This is a genomic window from Segatella oulorum F0390 (genome assembly GCF_000224615.1).
Classification (GTDB): Bacteria; Bacteroidota; Bacteroidia; order Bacteroidales; family Bacteroidaceae; genus Prevotella; species Prevotella oulorum.
Genome location: NZ_JH114216.1, coordinates 536,100 through 557,911 on the forward strand (window position 1 = coordinate 536,100; position 21,812 = coordinate 557,911).

Genomic DNA, 21,812 nt, shown 5'->3' on the forward strand with positions numbered 1-21,812 from the left:
AGAATACATATTCACAAGGTTTTCAAAGGCATAGCTCAAAGAGGAAAATGCTCTATGGGTTGGTTCTTTGGCTTCAAGTTGCATTTGATTTGCAAAGAGAAAGGAGAACTTCTCAACTTTATGATAACGCCAGGAGATATTGATGACCGTAAGCCTTTGGAGTACAAAGCATTCATAGATTTTATATATGGTAAGCTATTCGGTGACAAGGGCTACATCAGCAAGAACCTCTTTCAAAGGCTTTTCGTTGACGGAATACAGCTTATTACCAAATTGAAAAGTAACATGAAAGGAGCGTTAATGAGTGTTTCAGACAGACTTTTACTCAGAAAAAGAGCCATTATAGAGACGGTGAATGATGAACTAAAGAACATTGCGCAGGTGGAACACTCTATACATAGATGCTTTGACAATTTCATCGTCAACCTATTAGGAGCAATTGCTGCCTATTGCCTGTTTCCAAAGAAGCCGTGCATCAATGTACAAAGGACCATTGACACACAGCTCGCATTATTCTGAATTCGTCGAACTCACGTTAATTTAACATTGGTGTCAATCTACTTCGTTTGGCACGAGTGTCATCTAACATTGGTACCAATCGTTCTCGTGTTGCACGAGTGTCATCTAACATTGATGCCAATTCGCCTCGATTGGCACGAATGTTATGGCGCACTGCTGCAAATGATGGCTTGCGTAAGCGAAACGTTGTTGAGGACAATGCGGCGGCACCGGCGGGGCTATTGGCCCTGCTGTTGAAACAACTGGCGATAATAATCCACCACTTTTGCCTCGATTTCGGGCTTCACCATGCTCCGAATGGGCATGCCTTGCCGGATGCAATGGCGAATGTCGGTGCTATTGAAGGGATAGAGTGGGGTGTTGGTGAGGGTCACATGGGGCGGAAGTGTGGCGGGGTCGACGATGTGATGGGGGCGCGGATACACCATGATGGGGTAGCGACACAGAATGTCTTCGTGGTGATCCCAATGGGCGAACGACAGCCAGTTGTCGGCACCCATGATGAGTGTAAAGTCCTTGTCGGGATAGGTGGCCGATAGTTCGCACAGCGTTCGGTAGGTGTAGGATGGTTTGGGCAGGTGGAATTCGAAATCCGAGACGATGAGCCCGGGTTCGTTTTCGAGCGAAAGGCGTGTGAGTTCTAATCGTTTTTCGTTGTCCAAGAGGTCGCAAGCCTCCTTTTTAAAAGGATTTAAGGGCGACACCACAAACCATATCTCCTCTAAATAAGTTTGCTCCAACAGCTGTTTGGCTAAGGCGATGTGGCCGAGATGAACGGGATTGAACGAGCCGCCGAAGATGCCGATGTGGTGGGTTTGGGGTGGCGTGGAGGATGGTTTCATGGGGTTGTGAGGAAGGTTTTGAGGCGTTGATAGGTCTCTTCTTTGGCCGTTTCTAAATCGTCATTCACGATGATGGCGTCGAATCGGGGTGCGAAGGTCAGTTCATATTCGGCTTTCTGCAACCGCTGTTCGATTACTTCGGGCGCATCGGTGGCACGTCCTTCCAACCGTTTTCGCAATGCGGCTATCGAAGGGGGCTGCACAAAGAGGCTTAAAGCCTGCGCGCCATAGCACTGCTTGATGTTGCAACCGCCTTTCACATCGACATCGAACACCACGTTCTGCCCTGCGGCGAGTTGCTGCTCTACCTGCGATTTCAACGTGCCATAGAAGCGGTTGGTATAGACCTCTTCGTATTCTAAAAAGGCGTTGGCGGCGATTTTGGCTTTGAATTCGTCGGGCGAAAGGAAGAAATATTCCACACCGTGCTGCTCGGTTCCGCGCGGAGGACGGCTGGTGCACGAGATAGAGAAATGCAGATTGAGCTCAGGATGCGCGTGCATGAGCCATTGCACGATGGTGCTTTTGCCCGAGCCCGACGGTGCACTGAAGATGATGAGCTTGCCTTTCTGTGGGCGGTTGTGGCAGGGGGCGTTGTGGTTTGCTTCGGTCATGTTGGGTAGTTTAGAGTACGTTGAGCACCTGCTCTTTAATTTGTTCCAATTCATCTTTCATCTTCACCACGATGTTTTGCATTTCAGCCTGGTTGCTTTTGCTGCCGGTGGTGTTGATTTCGCGCCCCATTTCCTGCGCAATGAACCCCAATTTCTTGCCCACGCCGTGACCTTCTTCGCGCATGGTCTCGCGGAAATAGTGCAGATGATTGGTCAAACGCTGTTTCTCTTCGCTGATGTCCAACTTCTCGATGTAATAGATAAGCTCTTGCTCTAAGCGGTTTTGGTCGTAGTCGACACCGGGGATTTGTTCCAAACCTTTGATGAGATTTTGGCGTATTTTCTCTATGCGGCTCTTTTCATAAGGCTCAATGCTCAGCAATAATTGCTCGATATTATCAACTTTTTCATGAAACTTTTGTTGCAAAGCACGCCCTTCTTGCTGGCGAAAAGCAATCAAATTGTCAAGCGCTTCGCGAATGGCTTGCTCGGCGGCTGCCCACTCTTCGCGTTCCAACTGCTCGTTTTCGGTTTTCGCAGTCACATCGGGAAGGCTCAACAACGTGCCAAACCAATCGGTGGGCTCGGGGATGTGGCTCTGTTGTGCGATTTGCTTGATCTGCTGATAATAGTTCTCCACCAACGCCCCATTGATGGCACTGGCATCGATAGCTGCATCTTTCTCAATCCAAATGGCAAAATCAATCTTGCCACGCTCTAATTGCTGCGCTACCAGTTGGCGGATTTCCATCTCCTTCTCTCGGTATAAAGGTGCTATCCTTGTTGACAAATCTAAATTCTTACTGTTAAGCGATTTGATTTCAACATTTATTTTTTTCTCCCCATAGGTTCGCACAGACTTGCCGTACCCCGTCATTGATAATATCATAATGCTACGCGTTAAATTTCTGCAAAAGTAGCAATTTTAGCGCGTAAAAACGTAAATTTGCAGCCTATTTAGAATATATTTATCATTATGTCGTGTATTTTGAGCATTGAAACGAGCACAAATATCTGCTCGGTGGCCATGAGCCATGATGGCGAATGTATCTTCAATCAGGAAAACCATCAAGGCCCCAATCATAATGAAATCTTAGGAACTTTTATCGATGAGGCGTTGACATTTATCGATACACGCAACATAACGTTAGATGCTGTAGCGGTGAGCAGTGGACCGGGCTCCTACACAGGCTTGCGCATTGGCACGTCGATGGCGAAAGGCATTTGCTACGGACGCGATGCAAAACTCATTGCGGTTCCCACGTTAGAGCTGCTGGCCGTGCCCGTACTGTTGGGCGAAATGGTGGCTGAAGACGATGCGTTGTTGGTGCCGATGCTCGATGCACGCCGCATGGAAGTGTATGCGCAAGTGTTGGATAGGGCCTTGAAAGAAGTGCGTGGTATACAGGCTGATGTGGTGACTGCCGACACCTATCGTGCGTTTTTAGATGCACACGAGGTTTACTTTTTCGGCAACGGTGCCGCCAAATGTATGGACATCATCGCCCACCCGCATGCACATCTCATTGAAAATATAACGCCATTAGCCAAAAACATGTTCCCCTTGGCCGAGAAACGGTTGGCCGAAGGGCGCGTGGAAGATGTGGCTTATTTTGTGCCTTTCTATTTGAAAGACTTCGTGGCAAAGACACCAAAGAAATTGATTTAACTATGAATATCGACGGATTAGATTATAATACGCAGCGCGAACAACTCGTTTTGCCCGAGTATGGGCGTGAGATTCAAAGCATGGTTGACCTGTGCGTGGGGTTAGAAAATCGTGAAGAGCGTCAGGCTTGTGCCGAGACCATTGTCACTATCATGGACAGAATGTTTCCACAAAACCGCGAAGATGCAGACTATCAGCAGCGGTTGTGGGATCATTTAGCCATCATGAGCCGCTTTCAGTTGGACATTGATTGGCCGTATGATATCAGTGAGGCGCGGAAAATGGATGCAAAACCGGCCCCCATCGCCTATGCCAACCGCGATATTCCCGTGCGCCATTATGGAAAGATTATCTTTGAAATCTTCGATAAGCTGAAGACAATGGAGCCCGGTGAGGAGCGCGATGCATTGGTGAGACTCACAGCCAATCAGATGAAGCTCGATTTGATGGCCTGGAGCCATGGCTCTTGCGATGATGAAAAGGTAGCTTCGGACTTGGCAAAGTACACAGACGGGCAGATACAGCTCGACTTAAACACATTCGTTTTCGATAAAATCACCGAGAGACCCTCGGGGACAATGTCTAAGCGCAAGAGAAAATAGCGCCATTATGGAGTCGTTTATCATTGAAGGGGGGCGCCGTTTAAAGGGAACCATCACGCCGCAAGGAGCTAAGAACGAAGCGCTTGAGGTAATCAGCACGACGTTGTTGACGGCCGAGCCGGTGCGCATCCAGAACATCCCCGACATCTTAGACGTGAACAACCTCATCAAGCTGCTGGCTGAGATGGGGGTGAACATTACGCGACACGGACAGGGCGACTACACCTTTCAAGCTGATGCGTTGAACTTAGCCTATTTGGACAGCACCGAGTTTGTGCGGAAGTGCTCGTCGTTGCGCGGCAGTGTGCTCATGATAGGCCCTTTGTTGGGGCGCTTTCATCGCGCGACCATTGCCAAGCCCGGGGGCGATAAGATTGGCCGTCGCCGCTTAGATACCCACTTCTTGGGATTTAAGTCGTTGGGTGCCGCCTTCGTGAAAGACCCTCAACGCGACACCTATCAGTTGCAAGCCGAGCAGCTGAAGGGGTGCTATATGCTGTTGGATGAGGCTTCGGTCACCGGAACCGCCAACATTATCATGGCCGCTGTGACGGCGCAAGGCACCACAACCATTTACAATGCTGCCTGCGAACCCTACATCCAGCAGCTGTGCCGCCTGCTCAACCGCATGGGCGCAAAGATTGCAGGCGTGGCCAGTAACTTGCTCGTTATCGAGGGCGTTGCGGCTTTGCATGGCGCAACCCACACGATACTGCCCGACATGATAGAGGTAGGTTCGTTTATCGGCATGGCTGCCATGGTGGGCGATGGCGTCCGCATCAAGGATGTCTCGATCAGCAATTTGGGCCTCACGCTGAATGCTTTCCGCCGCTTGGGCGTTCGCATCGACGTGGACGGCGACGATTTATATATCCCCAAGCAGGCGCACTACGTGGTGGAGTCGTTTATCGACGGCACCATTATGACCCTGGCCGATGCGCCTTGGCCGGGACTGACACCCGATTTGATTTCGGTGTTGCTGGTGGTGGCCACACAAGCGCGCGGTTCGGTGCTCATCCATCAGAAGATGTTCGAGAGCCGTTTGTTCTTTGTCGACAAGCTCATCGACATGGGTGCGCAAATCATCCTGTGCGACCCTCACCGTGCGGTCGTGGTAGGTCATGACCACCAGCTGCGCTTGCGGGCGGGACGGATGAGCAGCCCCGACATTCGGGCAGGCATTGCTCTGCTCATTGCCGCCATGAGCGCCGAGGGTATCAGCCGCATCGCCAACATCGAGCAGATCGACCGAGGTTATGAAAACATCGAGCAGCGTCTCAACGACCTGGGCGCTTCCATCATACGTGTGAATGATTAAGCAAGACGAAGTTTACCGCATCGGCCGCTTGGGCAAGGCCCACGGCGTGAAAGGCGAACTCACCTTTCAAGTGGAAGACGATGTCTTCGACCGGGTTGGAGCCGACTTTTTGGTAGTCGATATGGAGGGCATCTTGGTGCCCTTTTTCATGGAGGCCTATCGGTTCCGCAGCAACGAAAGCGCCCTGGTAACGTTCGAGGGTATCGATACCGCCGAGAAAGCGCAGTCGTTGGTAGGGCACGAGGTGTTTTTCCCCCGCGCCCTCTCGGATGGCAGCAGCGACCATGTCTCGTGGAACGAAATCTTAGGCTTCACGGTAATCGACAAAGCTACCCGGCTACCGCTCGGAATCCTTGAACATATCGATGCCACGACAGCCAACCTGCTGTTTGAAATCAGAACCGACACCGGCGAGACGTTGCTACTGCCGGCACATAGCGATCTCATTCATCATGCCGATATGGCTGCACGCACCATACAGATGGAAATACCCCACGGACTTCTCGATTTATAAAGTTGGAAATGAAGAAACAACAAATATGTATTCTTGGCAGCACCGGTAGCATTGGCACGCAGGCGCTCGACGTTGTTCGTCAGCATCGCGACCGCTACGAAATCTATTGTCTCACCGCTCATCGACAGGTGGAACTGTTGGCGCAGCAAGCACGCGAGTTTCAGCCTGCCGCCGTGGTCATCGCCGACGAGACACGCTACGAGGCCTTGAAGGCGCTGCTGGCCGACGCACCCGACATCAAGGTGTATGCCGGAGCCGCCGCATTGGAGCAGATTGTCACAGCCGACCCCATCGATATGGTGTTGGCCGCAATGGTAGGATTTGCGGGCCTGTTGCCCACCATCAACGCCATCAAGGCCAGGAAAAAGATATGCTTGGCCAACAAAGAAACCTTGGTTGTCGCCGGCCAGCTCATCTGCGACCTCGCCCGGCAGCACCATGTGCCCATCCTTCCCGTCGACAGCGAGCACAGCGCCATCTTCCAGAGCCTTGTGGGCGATGCCGATGCGAGCATCGAGAAGATCCTGCTCACGTGCTCGGGCGGGCCCTTTCGCCACTTCACCCCCGGGCAACTGCAACACGTCACCGCTGCCGACGCCCTGAAACATCCCACTTGGAGCATGGGCGATAAAATCACTATCGACTCGGCAACGCTGATGAATAAAGGCTTCGAGGTGATTGAGGCAAAATGGCTGTTCGGCGTGGAGGCCTCGCAGATTGAAGTGCTCATCCACCCACAGAGCATCGTGCACAGCGGCGTGCAGTTCGTCGATGGCAGCGTGAAGGTACAGTTGGGCGTGCCCGACATGCGGCCGCCCATTCAATACGCCTTTTCCTTCCCCGAGCGTCTGTCGCTCAAAGGCGAGCGCTTAGACCTCTTTGCACAACAGAAGTTAGAGTTTTTCAAGCCCGACATGCAGCGGTTCCCCTGTTTGGGTCTGGCCTACGAGGCCATCCAGCGCGGCGGCAACATGCCATGTGCCCTCAATGCCGCCAACGAAGTGGTGAACGAAGCCTTTCGCAACAACCGGTGCGCATTCCCCGACATGGCGCGCACCATTGAGGCGACAATGGCGAAGACCGCCTTCGATGCACTGCCATCGCTCGAGGCGCTCCTGCAGACCGACGCCGAGGCACGTGGCATAGCACGCGGACTGCTGGGAGCAACGAAGTAGCAACATATAACAAACAACATAATACAAACCCTATTCAGAGTATGGAAATAATATTGATTAGAGCCTTGCAATTCATGATGGCTATCTCGCTGTTAGTGCTGTTGCACGAAGGCGGCCACATGTTCTTCGCAAAACTTTTCGGCATAAAGGTAGACAAGTTCTACGTGTTCTTCGACGTGGGCATTGGCAAGTGGACGGGCAGCCTGTTCCGATTCAAACCCAAGCATAGCGACACCGAGTATGGCATCGGGTGGCTACCTTTTGGTGGCTATTGCAAGATTGCCGGCATGGTGGACGAAAGTTTCGATACCAAGCAACTGGAGCGGCCGGCCGAACCTTGGGAGTTCCGTTCGAAGCCTGCATGGCAGCGCCTGCTGGTGATGATTGGCGGTGTGACGGTCAACTTTCTGTTGGCACTCGTCATCTACGCGATGATCATGTTTGTTTGGGGCGAAACCTACATCCCCACGCGCGCCATGTCGCAAGGCATGGAGTTCAACGCCACCGCCCGGCACTATGGCTTTCGCGATCACGACATCCTCGTGGGCACCGAGAAGGGTGCGTTTAAGGATTTCAGTGCCGACATGTTCCGCGACCTCTCCGAGGCCCGTCAGGTAAGCATCATCCGCGATGGCAAGCCCATGCAGTTGTCCCTGCCCGGCGATCTCAACCTCTTGGACATGATCAAATCAGTGCCCGTGTTCTGTCGGCCCTACCTGCCGGCGCGCATCGACTCGGTCATTCAGGGTGGCCCCGCCGCCAAGATTGGTTTGAAGGCGGGCGACAAGCTCGTGGCGGTGAATGGGCGCGCAGTGGCTTCGGCCAACCAGTTTCTCGACGAAATGAGCCGCTTGGCCGACGAGATGGCTGCGGCCAGCACAGCAAAGGATAGTCTGAAGGTGCGCACGGTGCAGTTGGTGTGGCAGCGCAGTGGGCAGCTCGACACAAACCGCGTGGTGCTCACGCCCGATTTGAAATTGGCCATTGCTTTCCCCTCCATGGCCACACTCTATCAGCCCGTGCACCAACGCTACAGCCTCCTGGCCAGCATTCCTGCCGGCGTGAGCTATGGCATCCACGTGCTGAAAGGCTACGTCAGCGACCTGCGCTATATCTTCACCAGCGACGGTGCGAAGAGCTTAGGCGGTTTTGGCGCCATTGCCAGCCTCTTTCCCTCGTCGTGGGACTGGTATGTGTTTTGGAAGATGACCGCTTTCCTGAGCATCATGCTCGCCTTTATGAACATCCTGCCCATTCCGGCATTAGACGGCGGCCACGTGCTGTTCCTACTCTATGAGATGATCACGCGGCGCAAACCTTCCGAGAAATTTCTCATCCGCGCCGAGTATGCGGGCTTTGCCCTGCTCATCGTGTTGCTCGTTGTGGCCAACCTCAACGATGTGCTGCGCTGGCTGGGCTATATGTAGTGTAATCATCCTTCTCAGTATATAACAGATTGTCGAGCGTCCGCCGTAAGGTGGGCGCTCGATGCTTTTGGTGTGCGCAGCCAACGCTCATTGATTGTTTGTGAAGGATAGTGATTGTGGTAGCATGTGGCGTGCGATGCGTTGCGCCTCTTGCACGCAACTTTCTTCCGGCTGAAACCTTTCGATGTCATTCATCAATCGCATGAGTGCTCGCCCCATGGCGTAGGCCAAATTCACGGGCACGGCATTACCAATTTGCTTATATTGCTGTGTTAGGCTTCCCATGAATTTCCAGTCGTCGGGGAAGGTTTGAATGCGTGCATACTCGCGCACTGTGAGTGGGCGCGTCTCTGTGGGATGACACCGCTCCGTTTGTTTTTGTGCTGGTGCACAGGTGAGTGTTAGCGAAGGCTCATCCATGGCTAAACGACGCGCCATACCCGTTTTTCCGCCGCCCAAATAAAAGCTGCCACCCATATATTGTTTTTGTTCTTCAACAGGCAAATCTCTCCAATCGCCCCCTTCGGGCACCATAGCCATCACCCGCGCTTTCTTGGGCGGATAGTGTTGACCCTCAGAAGGTGGAACATCGGTGTTGAAAAGCTGACCTTTATAAAAGGCATCGTGCAAGGTCATCACACGCTGGTAGGGATCGGGCCATTTAAAGGTGACGTGCCCGGTCAAGTCTTTGCGAATGGCCACGAGGAAAAGGCGCTCGCGCTTTTGCGGCACCTGATACATGATGGCTTTCAGCACACGCGGTTTGACGAGCCTATAGCCCAACTCATCAATGGTATGGTGGATGACCTTCAGCGTTTTCCCCTTATCGTGGGAGAGCAGCCCTTTCACATTCTCGCAAAGAAACACTTTGGGTTGCAATGTCTGCACCGCACGTGCCAATTCGAAAAACAAGGTGCCACGCGCATCGTCGAGCCCCATTTTCTTGCCCGCATAAGAGAAGGCCTGGCAGGGGAAACCACCCGAGAGAAAATCAATCTTGCCTGCCAAGGGCGAGAAGTCTACACGGTGCACATCGCCTTCGAGTACATTCCATTCAGGGCGGTTGCGGCGGAGTGTTTGGCAGGCTGTGGCATCCATTTCGTTGAGCAGCACATGGCCGAAGCCCGCCTCGTGCATGCCCAAGGCCAATCCACCCGCGCCGGCAAACAGTTCTACGGCTGTGTAGGGGCGCAGCGGCGCCACCTGCAGTTCTTCGTCCCATTGGCTTTGCAACATACGCTGCACAGGCTCAATAGCGGTTAGTTCCTCCATATAGAAGCCTCGTCGTCCGTGGCTGTCCGTGTGATAGGGGTAAACGCCCTTTTCGCCCCAACGTTGCGTGGTGGCGAGTGAGGTACCCACGAGGTCGGCCAAATTATTTGCAGATAAGAATGTTGCCATCATCAAAAGTTTTCAAATCCTTCATAGGTTTGGAATGCAAGCAAGTAGAGGCTACGATAGAAGTTGGTTTTATCCAGTTCATCGTAAACCGAGTTGTGCAACGTTGCCGTGTGGCTGGCTGCAATCACATCGTCGAGTATCTGTGGCAATGCTTTACAAAGTTTGAAAAACGCATGGTTGTCGCCGAAAACCACGCCATAGAAGCGATCCATAGAAATCTTGTGAATACTCGGCCAGCTGTATCTCTCCTTATGTCCGTTTTGCACGATAGTGGGTTCCCACACCAAGTCTTGTGACTGCTTGGCAATGGCTTCGACGAGATAGCAACAGGCTTGGTTGCCCGACCGCATAATCTTGTCCAACATCTTGAGATAGGTGGCCGACGCGCTGGACGAATTCATCGTGTTGTGCTTATTTTTCACCTCAGCATAAATGCCCAGTGCATCGTTGATCACGTCAAACCCACCGCGCTCGCCGTTGTCGGGCACCTGCCATTCGCCGCCCGCATATTTAAAAATGTATTGATGGAAATAGCCAATCTTGTTGTTGTTGGTTTTGTCGATTTGACGGATACATTCCGACTCAATGGTCTGCCGAATACTTTGCCCATAGATTTTTGCATCAAACGTGAGCTTGATGGGGTCGATGATGTTGTGGTTGAAGGCTTTCAGGTCGATGACTCTACGATATTGCTCCACAGTGTTTTGCACGTGTTCGAAAATCGCCTCATTCGAGATGAAGCCCAGTTGGTAGTCATTCATTTGCTCGTGTTCTTTGTTATAAATGTCAATGATGTTTCGTGTGTGACTGCAAAACTACTGTTTTTTAACGATATACACAAGAAAAGTGCAGTGGTTTGTGCTATCGATTGCACTGCATTTCGCCTCCGTGCAGTGGTTCGTGCTATCGATTTGCACTGCATTTTGCCTCCGTGCAGTGGTTTTGATGGCACAAAATACTGCATTTGAATAAAAAAGCAACTAAAAAGTTGGCGCGTAAGTATTTTTTTTCTACTTTTGGAGCACTGATAGCATGCCATAGCTGCTAAAAGAACTTTTTTTCAACAAAAAAACAACAATCATGAAACCAAAAAATTTTGTGCTCCCCGAGCTCATCACGTTTGAGGGAGCAAATCATGGGACTTTCCGCGGCGCTTTGCACGCCGAGTTTCAACGCAAGCAATTCGATTTGGTCAACAAGGCCGACAAGACGAAATTGGGCATCAGCGATGCGCTGATGAAAGCCTGGGACGAGCAGATAAAGCTCGAAGACGAGGTGAACCGTCGCGTGAGCAACAAGGCGCTCACCAAACAGGCCATCGACAAGGATGTGGAGCGCGACGGCTATATTTCGGCACTCTTCGGCATCGTTAATTCGCAGCGTTTCAACCTCAGCAAGCCCATTCAAGAGGCCTATGCAAAGGTGGCACCCGTGGTACACGCCTATCGTGGTCTGCAAAGCGAGAGCTTGGATGAGGAAACGGCGCACATCCGCGGCTTGGAGGTAGACTTGGCCAAACTTTCGGCCGAGACAGCCACCTTGGGGCTCACCACCACCATCGCGTCGATGCATCAGGCCAACGAGGAGTTTCGCGCGCTGCGTGGGGAACTGCTTGAGCACGAGGCCGACACGGCGCTGCCCGAGAGCAAGGGCATACGCCAGCAAAACGATAGGTTCTTCAAGGTGGTGTGCCGCTACATCGAGGCCACTCATCTGCTGGCCACCGTCGAGGCCGACAAGCAAGCCATCGCCGCCTTGGCCGAGCGCATGAACCTGGCGGCCACCAAGTCGCGTACCACGCACAACACCAGTGCGGCACAGCGCGATGCGGCTGCGTCCGAGGAATTCGAAAAGCTCAACAAATTGCTGCAGCCTCTGTTTGCAGCTTTTGAAAGCGAGCACAAAATGGCCGCCGGCACATTGACCTTCACGGGGCATCGCCGCAGCAACCGCAAACATCTCATTTATGAACTCTTGGTGCAAGGTACGAAACAACTGCTGTGGGTGCGCATCGACAAGAACCATCTCGTGGAGGTGAAGGCTCCGTCGGGAGCGGCCAAAGAGGTGCGCGACACCAACAAGCCGGCCAAACCTAAGCCCGGCAAGCCGGCCGACAAACCATCGGACAACCCTTCGGAAAAACCGTCAGAAAATCCCGGCGGCGGGCAGGGCAATGCCGAGATTAAGCCAAAAGCATAATAAACGATTTGCATAATTACATACTTATGGGTAAATTTTTGTTTTCCCAGAGGCGGCACTGTAGTGATTACAGTGCCGCCTCGCCTTTTGTTCAGACTTGCTTGGGTAGATGCCTCCGCAACCGACGCAACAGCCAAAAGAAAGCAGGGATGAGAAAGACGTCGGCCATGCACCAGGCTACAGGGTCGGCATAGCAAACCCCCAACCAGGCTAAAGCGGGCACCATCCACAGACTAACGCCGCAACGGGCAATCATTTCCATCACGCCGCTCATGAGGCTGAGGTTGCTGTAGCCTAGACCTTGTATGCTGTAGCGGAGGATGACGAGCACGCCCAATGTGGGATAGAACCAGTTGGCAATGCGCATGAGTTGTGCGGCATGAACAATGACCGCATGTTCGTCCGCATTGACAAACAGCGCCATCATCTCGTCGGCAAAAGGATAGATGAGCGCCACGGTGAGCACGAAATAGACCATCATCATGCCCATGGCGTCACGCACGCCTGTCTTAACGCGGTCTATTTTGCCTGCGCCAATGTTCTGCCCGCAATAAGTGGCCATCGCGACGCCGATGTTCTCGAGTACGCAGGTAAAGAGATATTTGATGCGAATGGCCGCCGTGAACGCGGCTACATAGAGCGTGCCGAGGGCATTGTTAGCGCTTTGCAGCATGATGATGCCAATGGCAGTGATGGAGAATTGCAGTCCCATGGGCACGCCATTGTTAAGCAGAATGCTAATCTTCTTGTTATCGAAAGCGCGCTCATTACCCCTTGGGATGAGCATCGTCATGCGCCGTTGGATGAAGCGCCAGCACAGCCATGAGGCAAAGGCTTGGCTCAGGAAGGTAGCAATCCCCGCACCTTCGACGCCCATCCTGAAGCCGAGGATGAGCACCACGTCGAGCAGAATGTTAAGCAGCGATGAGAGGATGAGGAAATAGAAGGGCTGTTTGGAGTTGCCCAAGGCGCGGATCTGCCCGGCATAGAGGTTGTAAGCGATGGTGAAAGGGATGGTGCAGAACTGCAGGAATAGGAACACGTAAGCGTCATGGAAGATGTCGACCGGCGTGTTGACGAGTTTCAGGATGCGGTCGCACAGCACGCACGAAAGCAGCGTGATGACTACGGCCAGCACCACCGCTATGCGCAAGGCATTGCTCACATAACAGCGCATCTTGTGGTAGTCGCCGGCGCCAAAGGCCTGCGCTACGGGGATAGCGAAGCCTGCACAGGAACCGTTGCAGAAGCCCATGATGAGGAACATGATGCTGCTCGACGCGCCCACGGCAGCCAATGCACCTACGCCAATCCAGCGCCCCACGATAGCTGCGTCGATGATGAGATACATCTGTTGCAGGAGGTAGCCTAAGATGAGGGGGATGGCAAACTTCAAGATGGCGCGCGAAGGTGCACCTATGGTCATGTTGTTGGCGTGAGTTTCCGGTGGAATTGTGCCTTGTGTCATTACTTAATCGTGTGAAAAATGTTACTTGTTAAAGCGGGGCAGGAAGCTTCCTCCGGCGCTTCGCCATGACACAAAAGTACAAATTTCTATTCAATCTGCTACCAAAGCGCATGTTTTTTGGCAAAAGTATGTGGAGGTATTATTATTTTTTTGTATATTTGCACTCGCCGTCTACTAACAAGTAACTAACGCAATTCATTAAATCATAAAAGCAAAAGACATGAGAAAAATTCTACTATCAGTAGCAGTGATGATGGCATCTTTGGGGCTTCAGGCCGCTGATGCGAACTATCAGGTGGTTCCTCTTCCGCAGAACATCGCGTTGGAGAAGGGTGCACCATTCGTTTTAAGTGGCAACACCGCCGTGGTCGTTGAAGGTGCAGATGAGGCGATGCAGCGCAATGCCGCATTCTTGAAACAGTTTGTGCGCGAGACCACGGGTATCACGCTGGCCGGAATGGGCAAGAAGGGCACTACCATCACGCTGAAGCTGAGCAACAAAGTTGCTAACGCCGAGGGCTATGTCATCACGGTGAAGCCACGTGCTATCGTGATTGAGGGTAAGACGCCGCAGGGTGTTTTCTATGGCATTCAAACGTTGCGCAAGTCGTTGCCCGTGGAGCAGACAGCCACGGTCAACCTGCCTGTCGGGAAGATTGTCGACTATCCACGCTTTGGCTATCGCGGTTCGATGCTCGACTGTGCCCGCCACTACTTCAGTGTACCTTTTATTAAGGAGTATATCGACGTGTTGGCCTTGCACAACATCAACACCTTCCACTGGCATCTGACCGAAGACCAGGGCTGGCGTGTGGAGATTAAGCGTTATCCCAAGCTGACCGAGATCGGCTCGAAGCGCGCACAAACCGTGATGGGAAACAACACCGAACTCTATGACGGTGTGCCCTATGGCGGTTACTACACGCAAGACGAGATGCGCGACATCGTGAAATATGCTGCCGAGCGCTACATCACCATCATCCCCGAAATCGACATGCCCGGCCACATGCTCGGTGCTTTGGCCGCTTATCCGGAATATGGTTGCACGGGAGGTCCCTACAAGGTGGCAGAGCGCTGGGGCGTGTTCGACGACATTCTCTGCGCAGGTAACCCCAAGACCTATGAGTTTGTCAACAACATCCTCGACGAGTTGCTTGACATCTTCCCTTCAAAGTATATCCACCTCGGCGGCGATGAGGCGCCTCGCACACGTTGGAAGGCTTGTCCTCGTTGCCAGGCCGAAATCAAACGGCTGAACCTCAAGGGCTCGAATGGCTTCTCGGCTGAAGCACAGTTGCAGTCACACTTCATGAACATGATTGCACAACATCTGGCTACCAAGGGGCGCAACATCATTGGTTGGGATGAAATCCTCGAAGGTGATGTGGCTCCCGGCTCGACAGTGATGAGCTGGCGTGGTATCGATGGTGGTATGGAGGCTGTGAAACGTGGCTTGGATGCCATCATGTCGCCCAACACCTACTATTACTTGGATTATTATCAGACTAAGGCACATCGCTTGACCCTTATCGGCGGTGACCTGCCTGTGGAGAAGGTTTATAGCTATAACCCTGTGCCCGACGATGCATCGGACGCGTTGAAGCAGCATGTAAAAGGTGTGCAAGTGAACCTATGGACCGAATATGTCATGGGTCGCGACCTCGCACTCTATCAGCTCTTGCCACGCTTAGCCGCGATGGCAGAGACGGGCTGGACGGAGAATGCCAAGAAGGATTTGGCCTCGTTCAAGCAGCGTGAAGGCAAACTCAACCAGCTTTACCATCATTATGATTGGAAAGCTTGCCAAGAGATGTTCAAAGAAAAGAAGTAATTTGTAAGGTTTTTAAAAGTTCTGAGCGGTGGGGTTGTGATAACTCTGCCGCTCTTTCGTTTTCGGGATGCACAGTGCAGCAACATCGCCGTCGAAGCCTTGTTTGCGACTATAACTTGGAGGAATAGTTCCGTCGAAGCCTCTTTTTCGACTATACATCACTTGCATTGCATCGTCGAAGCCTCTTTTGCGACTATACACGCTTGCATTGCATCGTCGAAGCCTTGTTTTCGACTATACATCGCTTGCAGTGCATCGTCGAAGCCTTGTTTACGACTATACATCGCTTGCAGTGCATCGTCGAAGCCTTGTTTGCGACTATACATCGCTTGCAGTGCATCGTCGAAGCCTCTTTTGCGACTATACATCGCTTGCAGTGCATCGTCGAAGCCTTGTTTTCGACTATACATCGCTTGCAGTGCATCGTCGAAGCCTCTTTTTCGACTATACATTGCTTGCATTGCATCGTCGAAGCCTTTTTTTCGACTATACATCGCTTGCAGTGCGCCGGCAAAGCCTTTTTTGCGACTATAACTTGCAATCACGTCGGCAAACGCATCGATTTTGCCGACATACTTTGCAATCTTGCCAGCAAAAGAGGCACAAACGGTAGCATACCTCGCTGCCATGTCCGCCGAAAAAGGCTTGAATGGTGGAATGCTTGAGTGGCCTGATGCGCGATTTAAACCAAATATGGGGATGGAAAGGTGGGTTTGTGGGAAAGATGTGCGTGCGGGCGGTGTTATTTTCATCATTTGTAGGTATTGCAATCTTTTATGATTTGTTATAACTTTGCCAGCGGAAAGATGTTGTCTCGCGTGCAGGTGAGGCAGCTTGCATTTAGGATAAAATTAAACATATAAAAGAATGAAAAAGAAAATCGTGTTGATGTTGGCCGTGTTGTTTGCGGCATGGTCGGGCATACAGGCTAAAACGGCGCTGTTGATAGTGGCACATGGGTCGCCCATGGAGTCGTGGCGCAAGCCCGTTTTGGACTTAGAGCCCTTGGTGAAGCAGCAGTTAGCCAATGGCAAGTTGAAGGGCATCGACTTAGTGAAGGTGGCGCTTATGGAATATACCGAGCCTTCGGTGGCCTCAATGGTCAAGGCTTGTGAGGCCGAAGGTGCCGACAGCATCTTTGCTTTGCCCATTTTTATAGCACCATCGGGGCATACCGAGGAGGATTTGCCCAATATCTTGGGGCAGAAATACAATCCCTACGTGCGCGAGGAGTTGGCCGAAGAGAAAACCGAAATGGTGCATACACGCGTGCCCATCGTGCTGGGGCCGACGTTCTATTACAGCTATGTGCTGGAGAAAAGCATGCTCGATCGCATTCAAAGCCTATCGAAATCGCCGACCAAAGAGGCTGTGATTTATCTTGCTCATGGCGATGACGAGCGCATTGGCTTTTGGAAAGAGATGCTCAAGAACGTGGACCAATACACCAAGGAGCACACAAAGATTGATTATGTAGACCATGCGCTCATCGAAATGGGCCATGATTTTGGTAAGGAACTCATGCCCTTGCTCACCAAAGCGGCGCAGAAGAAGCAGCGCATCATCGTGCAAGGCATCTATCTAACATCGGATGTGAAACGCATGGCCGACCGTCATAAGATGGAGGATGTGCAGCGTGACTTAGTGAAAAGAACGGGTGTGGAGATTGTCTACAGCCCCGATGGCATTTTGCCGGCTTCGAGTGGTCGGGTGGTTGATTGGATTGTGGCGCAGACCCAGCAGTGGTTGGCCAGCAAACGTTAGGCAAATAGGCGTATGAAGAAGCTCGCAACGATGAGCCTTTTGGCTTTGATGTGTCTCTTTTGGGCGCCGCAACAGAGCGCTGCCGAGACGCGCAAACTCTATGGTTATGTTACCGATGCCAACAACGAGCCTCTTGTTGGGGTGAGTGTTCGGGTCTATCGCACGTCGTATGTCGCGGTGACCGACCCGAAAGGCCGCTATCAATTAAACGGCGATTGGGGCCGGGGCGCAACGCTTCTGTTCACATATATCGGTTACAAACCGCTGAAATTGCGGGACGAAGGCCAGGAGCGAATAGACGTGAAGATGGAGGAAGCGGCCACGGGAATAGGCGAAGTGGTGGTGAAGGCCAAGAGCAACATCAACGCCATCGACCTGCGTTCGAAAGCCGGAATCGTGGAGAATGTCGACATCAAGCGGCTCAATGAAAAGCCCATGATTGACCTCGGGCTTGCACTTCAAGGCATGATTCCGGGGCTGAATGTCATCAATCAGGGAGAATTGGGCACTGCTCCTCAGATTCGCATCCGTGGCAACTCGTCGTTCCGGCGCGGCAATGTGAGCAACGAACCGTTGTATGTGTTGGACGGAAAGATTATCTCTGCCGAGACGTTCTATAATCTCAACCCGCAGGATATTGCCAGTATCAAGGTGCTGAAAGACGCGGCTGCAGGTGCGTTGTATGGCATTAAAGCTGCCAATGGTGTGCTCGAAATCAGTTCGCAACATGGCTATCAAGGCAAAATGATCGTCACCTATGGTTTGGATGTAGGACTGACGTTGCGCGGAAGGCGCGGCGTTCGGCTGATGGATACCGACGAAAAGTTGGAACTTGAGCGGCTGTTGCAAAACCCTGCTGCACCGGGCTATCGCTACAGTCGCGACTATTATGAGCGCTATTATGCCACCGATCCCCATAAAGAGCAACTCATTGCCGAGGGAGAACGGCGCTTGTCGGCCCTCAGAGCGGTGCATACCGATTGGTTTAAAGAGCTCATCCGCAACAATTTCTATCAGAAACATAATCTCAGCATCAAGGGTGGAAGTGGCACAACAACCTATTATCTCTCGGGCAACTATGCCTATCAAGGTGGCCGAATTGCCGGGAACGACAAGCGCCGCTTCAGCATTCGGATGGGGTTAGACCAGCAATTAGGCAAGATGGGCTATCTCATGTTGGGCGCTACGGGCGGTTATTCCAAGACAAATACCCCCAATGGCTCAACCTTCGACCCCACCTCGTTGGTTTATAACCTTAATCCCTACGAGTGGAAGACGGGCGAATTGTATTCCTACCCCAACCGCACTTACAGCGATTTGCTGTATCAATATCAGGCCGATGCGAGCGATAAGAATGCCGGTGTGGACGTGAACCTGACGCTCTCACCGTGGAAAGACCTGACACTGGCCTATGTCGCAGGGCTCGATTTCCAGCAAAACGACGACCATCAGTTCACCCCTTCAACGGCTTATTCGGAGCAAAAAGGCGGTATTCCCGCAAATGCACGTGGCATATACCGTCGCACGAAAGGCACAACCACTAATCTGTCGAGCAATTTCCGCGCCACTTACAACCACGTCTTCGGTGGCGTTCATGACATAACGGTGGGCGCAAACGTCGACTATTACCTGTATAACTACGATGCAGTGGGCATCACTGGCTATGGTGTTGGCACCGTAGATGCGCCTTCAGCCATCAATAATGCATTGCAAGGATTTCGTCAACCCGAGGTGAGAAACCCGAGAGACAAGAATGCGCAGATGGGTATTGGTGCCGTGGCGGGCTACACTTACAACACGATTTACGATCTTTATGCCACTTATAAGGCCGATGCGTCGTCGATTTTGCCGGCCAATAAACGCTGGAACGCAGCTTGGGCTGTTGGTCTTGGATGGACACCTACCAACTATTCCGGACTGAAAGACCTAAAAGCCTTGTCTAAATTGAACTTCAAAGTGGCCTATGGCGTGACGGCAAACCTCAATGGTGTGACATCTTCCAGCACCGTGGGCACTTTCATGTTTGGCGAACAAACTTACGAAGAGAGCCGGGCGCTCTCGCTATTGTCACTTTATAACAAGGATTTGAAGGCCGAACAAAATAAGTCTTTAGACGTCGGCATGAACGTAGAGCTGTGGAAACGTGTCACGTTGGATGTGAATTGGTATAACCGTCGCACCGATCAGGCGCTCTTGGATGTGCCGATTGCCACCAGTTCGGGCTTCTCTTCGTTGAAGCGCAACATTGGTGTTTTGCAAAATCAAGGCATCGAAGTGGGGCTCAACGGGCGGATATGGGATAGCTTTGACTGCCGTTTGACCGTCGGAGGCAACATTGCTTACAACAGCAATAAGGTCATAAGCCTTTATTGGACCGATAAACTCTACTTGGATGAGCAGTCGATTGTGCCCAATTATGAGGTCGGGAAATCCTACGATATGATTTATGGTGTCCATTCATTGGGTATCAATCCACTCACCGGTTATCCCGTGTTTCTTACGCCCGATGGCCGTGAGAAGCAGGGAACAGAGAAGCTGACGCGCGACGATTTCGTTGCCTTGGGTCACCTGACGCCCCCTTATTCGGGCAGCTTCTACGCCAATTTCTCCTATAAGCAGTTCGATTTCGATATTTCTTTCTATTATGTGTTGGGTGGCAAACAGCGCTTCAACTATCAGTATGTGCGCAACAGCGACAATGCCAACTATAACGCGGTGGCCGGACAAACGGCAAAGATGTGGTTTAAAAGGGGCGATGAATACAAAACGTATTGGACACCTTTCTATACACAAAGCATTGCGGAAGAGAATCTTGTGCTCTATCCCAACTCGCGCACGGTGGGTAACAGCAACTATTTAAAACTCTCAAGTTTCTCCATGCGCTATCGCATTCCGTCGCGTTGGCTCCATCATGTGATGCCTTTGGTGCAATATGCCAACGTAGGATTGCAGGGCTCGAATCTCTTTACGTGGACCAATTACAAGGAGTCCGACCCTGAAAGCGGCACCTTGGCAGGCACCATGCAGCCCGTTTTCACCTTTCATCTCAACTTAACATTTTGATAAGAGACAATGAAACAACATCTACCGATATTCAAAAGTGTGGCCATCGGTGTGCTTTCAATGGCTTTTGCCGCATGTAATCTGAACATACCGCCGCAAGATCAGTTCTCCGATCCCGATGCCATCAAGACGGTTTCAAATGCAAGGTCGCTCTTAGCTTCGGCCTATTTGGCCTATCCCCACGAAGAATATGCGTTTTCTTTGTTGGGCAACGATTTTGTTCCAACCTCGCTTTCGATAAAAGATATCTCGTCATTGCACCTTTATAATTGGGACGACCGCGAGATAAGCAAACTTGCGCCTACGCTTTGGCAAGGCTACTACAATGTCATTGCACAGTGTGACGCTTTGCTTGAACGCATGCAAGCTGTCGAAACGCAAGGGCAAACGGAGGGCGCCGAGAGACAAGCCATCATTGCTGAGGCCAAAACTTTGAAGGCTTTGAGCTATTTTCAGCTGCTTCGCGTGTTTGCACCGGCCTACGATTTAAATCCCGATGCACCGGGCATTGTTTTGAAAACGCAGCTCGGCATCGAGGATAAGCCGCGCGCTTCCATCCGCGATGTCGTGGCTATGATACGCCGTTTGCTGACCGAGGCCGTCCAAACGCCGCACGATCCGGCACGCAATGGCTGGCTCTCGCAAACAGCTGTGCAGTATCTTTTGGCCGATTTGGCGCTTTATGCGGGCGACAACGAAGCGGCCATCACCTACGGAAAAAGTGTTCTCGGCAAGAGCAACGATGCTTATTTCACCCCCGACGGTATCAACAGCCTGTGGCAATCCAACAGCTATTCGGGTCGCATTTTTGCCTTCAACATCCACACTTCCTATTATGCCGGCATTCAAAGTAGTGCCCGAGAAGGAGATTATTTCTGCCTCAATCCACAGTTAGACTATGTGGCTTCGGATGTCCGTCGTGCCTCTTTCGTCTATCCCTTTGTGATGGATGGCGTCAGCAGAACGCTCTTCGGCAAGTATAACCGGGCCAACAAAACCAATCAAGCCATTGGCTATATCAACACGATGCGCTATGCCGGCGCCTATTATATCGTTGCCGAAGCCTATTGTAGAAAGGGGGATACCGAGGCTGCACGCACGCTGATGAATCATTATTGGCATTGCATTGGCGTGGCCGAAGCACCTGCCGGCACCTCTAATCAAGTGCTTTTGCAACTCATTCTCACCGATAAGCAACGCGAGTTTGCCGGCGAAGGTGTAAACTTCTTCGACCTCAAACGCACGCATCTCGCTGCTTTGCCTCGCCAAACGCAGTGGGGCACCGGCACGAGCAACACCATTTCGACCGGCGATTACCGCTGGTGTTTCCCCATTCCGGTATCGGAATATCGTTTCAACCGCGTAGAACAGAATGCCGGTTGGCCTTCCAATTAAACGAAAAAACA

The 21,812-nt window shown here is 52.0% G+C and carries 20 protein-coding genes; 12 read left to right on the plus strand and 8 right to left on the minus strand.

The features are described 5' to 3' along the window. On the plus strand, positions 1 to 519 hold a 519-nt coding region (locus HMPREF9431_RS08675), incomplete at its 5' end, for an IS982 family transposase (protein WP_040561361.1). A gap of 218 nt (positions 520 to 737) precedes the next feature. Here HMPREF9431_RS08675 and nadD read toward each other — a convergent pair. Genes nadD through HMPREF9431_RS08690 form a run of 3 tightly spaced genes read right to left on the minus strand, consistent with a single transcriptional unit; the run spans position 738 to position 2,864 of the window. Then, complete coding sequence (gene nadD, locus HMPREF9431_RS08680; protein WP_004380867.1) at positions 738 to 1,361, minus strand: nicotinate (nicotinamide) nucleotide adenylyltransferase; 624 nt, start codon at positions 1,359 to 1,361, stop codon at positions 738 to 740. After that, positions 1,358 to 1,975: a guanylate kinase gene (gene gmk / locus HMPREF9431_RS08685; protein WP_004380868.1), complete on the minus strand. Its 618-nt coding sequence runs from the start codon at positions 1,973 to 1,975 to the stop codon at positions 1,358 to 1,360. Before gmk ends, nadD begins: the two co-directional genes overlap by 4 nt. A 10-nt stretch (positions 1,976 to 1,985) precedes the next feature. Next, positions 1,986 to 2,864, minus strand: a complete 879-nt coding sequence (locus HMPREF9431_RS08690) for a YicC/YloC family endoribonuclease (RefSeq protein WP_004380869.1) — start codon at positions 2,862 to 2,864, stop codon at positions 1,986 to 1,988. Between the two features lie 87 nt (positions 2,865 to 2,951). Here HMPREF9431_RS08690 and tsaB point away from each other — a divergent pair, with 87 nt between their 5' ends. The 6 genes from tsaB to rseP are packed head-to-tail and all read left to right on the plus strand — an operon-like array spanning position 2,952 to position 8,680. Then, on the plus strand, positions 2,952 to 3,644 hold the full coding sequence (gene tsaB / locus HMPREF9431_RS08695) for a tRNA (adenosine(37)-N6)-threonylcarbamoyltransferase complex dimerization subunit type 1 TsaB (protein WP_004380870.1): 693 nt from the start codon (positions 2,952 to 2,954) through the stop codon (positions 3,642 to 3,644). Positions 3,645 to 3,646: 2 nt separating this feature from the next. Beyond that, entirely contained in the window at positions 3,647 to 4,246 is a 600-nt protein-coding gene (locus tag HMPREF9431_RS08700; RefSeq protein ID WP_004380871.1) for a DUF4290 domain-containing protein, read from the plus strand. Positions 4,247 to 4,253: 7 nt separating this feature from the next. Then, positions 4,254 to 5,564 carry a UDP-N-acetylglucosamine 1-carboxyvinyltransferase gene (gene murA, locus HMPREF9431_RS08705; protein WP_004380872.1) on the plus strand — a complete coding sequence of 437 codons (1,311 nt, stop codon included), beginning with the start codon at positions 4,254 to 4,256 and terminating at the stop codon, positions 5,562 to 5,564. Beyond that, positions 5,557 to 6,078 (plus strand): ribosome maturation factor RimM, encoded by a 522-nt coding sequence (gene rimM, locus HMPREF9431_RS08710; protein WP_004380873.1) that lies wholly within the window; start codon positions 5,557 to 5,559, stop codon positions 6,076 to 6,078. Before murA ends, rimM begins: the two co-directional genes overlap by 8 nt. Positions 6,079 to 6,086: 8 nt before the next feature. Then, entirely contained in the window at positions 6,087 to 7,253 is a 1,167-nt protein-coding gene (locus tag HMPREF9431_RS08715; RefSeq protein ID WP_004380874.1) for a 1-deoxy-D-xylulose-5-phosphate reductoisomerase, read from the plus strand. A 41-nt stretch (positions 7,254 to 7,294) separates the two neighbouring features. Continuing rightward, on the plus strand, positions 7,295 to 8,680 hold the full coding sequence (rseP, locus tag HMPREF9431_RS08720) for an RIP metalloprotease RseP (RefSeq protein ID WP_004380875.1): 1,386 nt from the start codon (positions 7,295 to 7,297) through the stop codon (positions 8,678 to 8,680). 87 nt (positions 8,681 to 8,767) lie between these two features. On the opposite strand, the gene dcm is transcribed toward rseP, so the two are convergent. Further along, positions 8,768 to 10,081: a DNA (cytosine-5-)-methyltransferase gene (gene dcm / locus HMPREF9431_RS08725; RefSeq protein WP_196794584.1), complete on the minus strand. Its 1,314-nt coding sequence runs from the start codon at positions 10,079 to 10,081 to the stop codon at positions 8,768 to 8,770. Between the two features lie 2 nt (positions 10,082 to 10,083). Beyond that, on the minus strand, positions 10,084 to 10,842 hold the full coding sequence (locus HMPREF9431_RS08730) for an Eco47II family restriction endonuclease (protein ID WP_004380877.1): 759 nt from the start codon (positions 10,840 to 10,842) through the stop codon (positions 10,084 to 10,086). A 319-nt stretch (positions 10,843 to 11,161) separates the two neighbouring features. On the opposite strand from HMPREF9431_RS08730, the gene HMPREF9431_RS08735 reads away from it, so the two are divergent. Beyond that, a complete protein-coding gene (locus HMPREF9431_RS08735) occupies positions 11,162 to 12,280 on the plus strand; it encodes a DUF6261 family protein (protein ID WP_004380878.1) in 1,119 nt (372 codons plus the stop codon). A 91-nt stretch (positions 12,281 to 12,371) separates the two neighbouring features. Here the strand turns inward: HMPREF9431_RS08735 and HMPREF9431_RS08740 are convergent, their stop codons facing one another. Continuing rightward, positions 12,372 to 13,748, minus strand: coding sequence for an MATE family efflux transporter (locus tag HMPREF9431_RS08740; protein ID WP_004380879.1), 1,377 nt, complete (start codon positions 13,746 to 13,748; stop codon positions 12,372 to 12,374). Between the two features lie 220 nt (positions 13,749 to 13,968). Here HMPREF9431_RS08740 and HMPREF9431_RS08745 point away from each other — a divergent pair, with 220 nt between their 5' ends. After that, on the plus strand, positions 13,969 to 15,579 hold the full coding sequence (locus tag HMPREF9431_RS08745; RefSeq protein ID WP_004380880.1) for a beta-N-acetylhexosaminidase: 1,611 nt from the start codon (positions 13,969 to 13,971) through the stop codon (positions 15,577 to 15,579). A 12-nt stretch (positions 15,580 to 15,591) separates the two neighbouring features. Here HMPREF9431_RS08745 and HMPREF9431_RS12990 read toward each other — a convergent pair whose 3' ends face one another. Both HMPREF9431_RS12990 and HMPREF9431_RS13540 read right to left on the minus strand, forming a co-directional pair. After that, entirely contained in the window at positions 15,592 to 15,780 is a 189-nt protein-coding gene (locus HMPREF9431_RS12990; protein WP_155812993.1) for a hypothetical protein, read from the minus strand. Beyond that, positions 15,738 to 16,334: a hypothetical protein gene (locus tag HMPREF9431_RS13540; RefSeq protein WP_004380882.1), complete on the minus strand. Its 597-nt coding sequence runs from the start codon at positions 16,332 to 16,334 to the stop codon at positions 15,738 to 15,740. The genes HMPREF9431_RS12990 and HMPREF9431_RS13540 overlap by 43 nt, the downstream gene beginning before the upstream one ends. Positions 16,335 to 16,446: 112 nt before the next feature. Between HMPREF9431_RS13540 and HMPREF9431_RS08755 the strand changes: the two genes are divergently transcribed. Genes HMPREF9431_RS08755 through HMPREF9431_RS08765 form a run of 3 tightly spaced genes read left to right on the plus strand, consistent with a single transcriptional unit; the run spans position 16,447 to position 21,801 of the window. Next, positions 16,447 to 17,343 carry a sirohydrochlorin chelatase gene (locus tag HMPREF9431_RS08755; protein WP_004380883.1) on the plus strand — a complete coding sequence of 299 codons (897 nt, stop codon included), beginning with the start codon at positions 16,447 to 16,449 and terminating at the stop codon, positions 17,341 to 17,343. A 12-nt stretch (positions 17,344 to 17,355) separates the two neighbouring features. Beyond that, entirely contained in the window at positions 17,356 to 20,406 is a 3,051-nt protein-coding gene (locus tag HMPREF9431_RS08760; RefSeq protein ID WP_004380884.1) for a SusC/RagA family TonB-linked outer membrane protein, read from the plus strand. A gap of 9 nt (positions 20,407 to 20,415) precedes the next feature. After that, positions 20,416 to 21,801, plus strand: a complete 1,386-nt coding sequence (locus HMPREF9431_RS08765; protein ID WP_004380885.1) for a RagB/SusD family nutrient uptake outer membrane protein — start codon at positions 20,416 to 20,418, stop codon at positions 21,799 to 21,801. Positions 21,802 to 21,812 lie beyond the last annotated feature (11 nt).

Bases quoted from the DNA above. Each gene is read 5' to 3' on its own strand.
- HMPREF9431_RS08690 (WP_004380869.1), bottom strand. From the start codon at position 2,864: ATGATATTATCAATGACGGGGTACGGCAAGTCTGTGCGAACCTATGGG.
- HMPREF9431_RS08730 (WP_004380877.1), bottom strand. From the start codon at position 10,842: ATGAATGACTACCAACTGGGCTTCATCTCGAATGAGGCGATTTTCGAA.
- HMPREF9431_RS08755 (WP_004380883.1), top strand. From the start codon at position 16,447: ATGAAAAAGAAAATCGTGTTGATGTTGGCCGTGTTGTTTGCGGCATGG.
- HMPREF9431_RS08760 (WP_004380884.1), top strand. From the start codon at position 17,356: ATGAAGAAGCTCGCAACGATGAGCCTTTTGGCTTTGATGTGTCTCTTT.
- dcm (WP_196794584.1), bottom strand. From the start codon at position 10,081: ATGGCAACATTCTTATCTGCAAATAATTTGGCCGACCTCGTGGGTACC.
- HMPREF9431_RS08715 (WP_004380874.1), top strand. From the start codon at position 6,087: ATGAAGAAACAACAAATATGTATTCTTGGCAGCACCGGTAGCATTGGC.
- murA (WP_004380872.1), top strand. From the start codon at position 4,254: ATGGAGTCGTTTATCATTGAAGGGGGGCGCCGTTTAAAGGGAACCATC.
- HMPREF9431_RS08700 (WP_004380871.1), top strand. From the start codon at position 3,647: ATGAATATCGACGGATTAGATTATAATACGCAGCGCGAACAACTCGTT.
- HMPREF9431_RS08740 (WP_004380879.1), bottom strand. From the start codon at position 13,748: ATGACACAAGGCACAATTCCACCGGAAACTCACGCCAACAACATGACC.
- HMPREF9431_RS08735 (WP_004380878.1), top strand. From the start codon at position 11,162: ATGAAACCAAAAAATTTTGTGCTCCCCGAGCTCATCACGTTTGAGGGA.
- tsaB (WP_004380870.1), top strand. From the start codon at position 2,952: ATGTCGTGTATTTTGAGCATTGAAACGAGCACAAATATCTGCTCGGTG.
- HMPREF9431_RS08745 (WP_004380880.1), top strand. From the start codon at position 13,969: ATGAGAAAAATTCTACTATCAGTAGCAGTGATGATGGCATCTTTGGGG.
- nadD (WP_004380867.1), bottom strand. From the start codon at position 1,361: ATGAAACCATCCTCCACGCCACCCCAAACCCACCACATCGGCATCTTC.
- HMPREF9431_RS13540 (WP_004380882.1), bottom strand. From the start codon at position 16,334: ATGATGAAAATAACACCGCCCGCACGCACATCTTTCCCACAAACCCAC.
- gmk (WP_004380868.1), bottom strand. From the start codon at position 1,975: ATGACCGAAGCAAACCACAACGCCCCCTGCCACAACCGCCCACAGAAA.
- rseP (WP_004380875.1), top strand. From the start codon at position 7,295: ATGGAAATAATATTGATTAGAGCCTTGCAATTCATGATGGCTATCTCG.
- HMPREF9431_RS08765 (WP_004380885.1), top strand. From the start codon at position 20,416: ATGAAACAACATCTACCGATATTCAAAAGTGTGGCCATCGGTGTGCTT.
- rimM (WP_004380873.1), top strand. From the start codon at position 5,557: ATGATTAAGCAAGACGAAGTTTACCGCATCGGCCGCTTGGGCAAGGCC.